2 protein-coding genes are annotated in these 2,048 nt (G+C 37.5%); both read left to right on the forward strand.

Going from position 1 to position 2,048, the window contains the following annotated elements; translation table 11 throughout:
* Window positions 1–251: 251 nt before the first annotated feature.
* Window positions 252–1,661: an ISL3 family transposase gene (locus ACYQ5K_RS17460; protein WP_459778157.1), complete on the forward strand. Its 1,410-nt coding sequence runs from the start codon at window positions 252–254 to the stop codon at window positions 1,659–1,661.
* 9 nt (window positions 1,662–1,670) lie between these two features.
* Window positions 1,671–1,874 (forward strand): mobility-associated LCxxNW protein, encoded by a 204-nt coding sequence (locus tag ACYQ5K_RS17465; RefSeq protein WP_173689690.1) that lies wholly within the window; start codon window positions 1,671–1,673, stop codon window positions 1,872–1,874.
* Window positions 1,875–2,048: the final 174 nt, after the last annotated feature.

Here is a 2,048-nt window from a genome sequence, read left to right on the forward strand (position 1 = left end):
GGGTAATCAAAGTTTTTGAGGGGATGTCTTTTTGAGGGTTTAGATTGAGGGGCAAACTTGAGGGGCAAGTTTGAGGGGCTGGTTTGAGGGTTTGGTTTGAGGGGCTGGTTTGAGAGGCTGACTCTTGTCTGCCTATGTAGCAATAAAAAATAGGATTAATCAGTTCTTATCGCTGATCAATCCTATTTTATTTTTTTCCTTCTTTTTGTATGATTGTTCTTGCGGAAACTTCAAAACAGAAAGGAGGATACATGAATAGTATCACAAATTTACTCGACCTTGAAGATACAGATATCGAAATCACCGATATTCAAATTCATGGTCAAACAAAAACACTTACTCTTTCAACTCCACCTGTACCACATTTTTGCCCTTCTTGCGGGTTTCGTATGTATTCACGTGGTATTAAGAAGAGAACCATTAATCATCCGATTCTTCAAGATAATTACTCTCTTGTTCTTATTTTGAAGCAGCGTCGATGGCGATGTACAAATCCGGAATGCCTGTATGACACAAGCGAATCATTTAAGTTCGTAAACCGGCAACGACGAACAACAAATGCTACAGATATGCTTATCGTAGATGCTTACAGGAATCTCTTAGAAACTTCTGTTTCTATAGCAAAAAAATTTCATGTTTCTGATTCTCATGCACATGATGTCTTCAATCGATATGTTAAATTAGACAGGCTAACTCTCACAGATGCCATTTCGATTGATGAAGTCTTTTTAGACATGGATGAGCACTGTAAATACGCACTTGTCATCCAGGACTTCCACACAGGTGATCCCATCGATTTACTACGAAGCAGACGTTCTAATGTGACCGAGCCTTATTTCACTTCAATCCCTACTGAGGAACGCTTTGCAGTGAAGTATCTCATCTCTGATATGTATAATCCATACATTTCTTATGTGGAAAAATATTTTCCCAATGCAGTTTCTGTCGTAGATTCATTTCATGTCATTCAATGGATTACTCGTATGATTGATAATTATATTCGTCAGCTATTAAAGAAGTTCCGTCAGCGTGATCGTGAATACCAGGATAAACTGTCTCTTGAACAGCAAGTGCCGGTATCTCTTCCACCATCTGATGAAGTTTACCTGCTTCAGAAATACCGTTGGCTTATTCTATGTAATCAATCAAATATTCGATATCATACTGATCCACGTATGGATCCGCATTTCCATGCACTCATGAACACATATGATTATGAAGATGCGTTATTTCGCATAGACTATAAACTAAAAGAGTTCAGAGACCTAAAAGAACTTTATCTTCAATTCAATGCCAGAAATGGCGGTAATCCTTCGCAGGCTCAAATCGAATTGGAGAAATTGATTGAAACATACCGGAAATCAAGACATGAGATATTTCGTGAATTCGCTTCTCTCTTAGAGAAATATAAATCTTCCATTATCAACTCATTTATTATGGTTGAAAAAATCGGTAATGGAAGAATCTATGATAGCCGATTATCAAATGGACCTATTGAATCCATCAACAGAAAAATTAAAGATTTAAAACGACTTGGCAGAGGTTTCCGCAACTTCGAGCATTTTAGAAATCGCTTTTTATATGCAACCAGATCAGTTCCTGTATTAAACGGTATCACGGATTACAACCCTGTTCTATATTTAGAAGAGGATGATTTTTAGGAGGAATTTATGAAAAACCATTGTGCTTTTAGCAAGAACCATTCCTGTCCACTTTGGACAGATTATGAACTTACATGTTATGAATTAGAAGAGGCATACTCACTATGTCATGGCAACTGGATTGAAATTGAACGTCAATACAAATATATTCAAACACTGCAAAAAATCTTATTCGAAAACGATATCCCATATCCTAACGAATATGATTTTTGAATAATTATTCAAGAGGGCCTGGAATTATTCCAGACCCTCAAACTCGCCCCTCAAGTTTGTCCCTCAAACCAGCCCCTCAAACTAAACCCTCAAAAACTGGCATTCTAAAAGGGCCAACCCCTCACGACTGACCCTCAATTAGTTCGGCAAACCCTCAAGAACTTTGATTATCCA

It is taken from the genome of Allocoprococcus similis, from assembly GCF_054660775.1.

Bases quoted from the DNA above. Each gene is read 5' to 3' on its own strand.
- ACYQ5K_RS17460 (WP_459778157.1), top strand. From the start codon at position 252: ATGAATAGTATCACAAATTTACTCGACCTTGAAGATACAGATATCGAA.
- ACYQ5K_RS17465 (WP_173689690.1), top strand. From the start codon at position 1,671: ATGAAAAACCATTGTGCTTTTAGCAAGAACCATTCCTGTCCACTTTGG.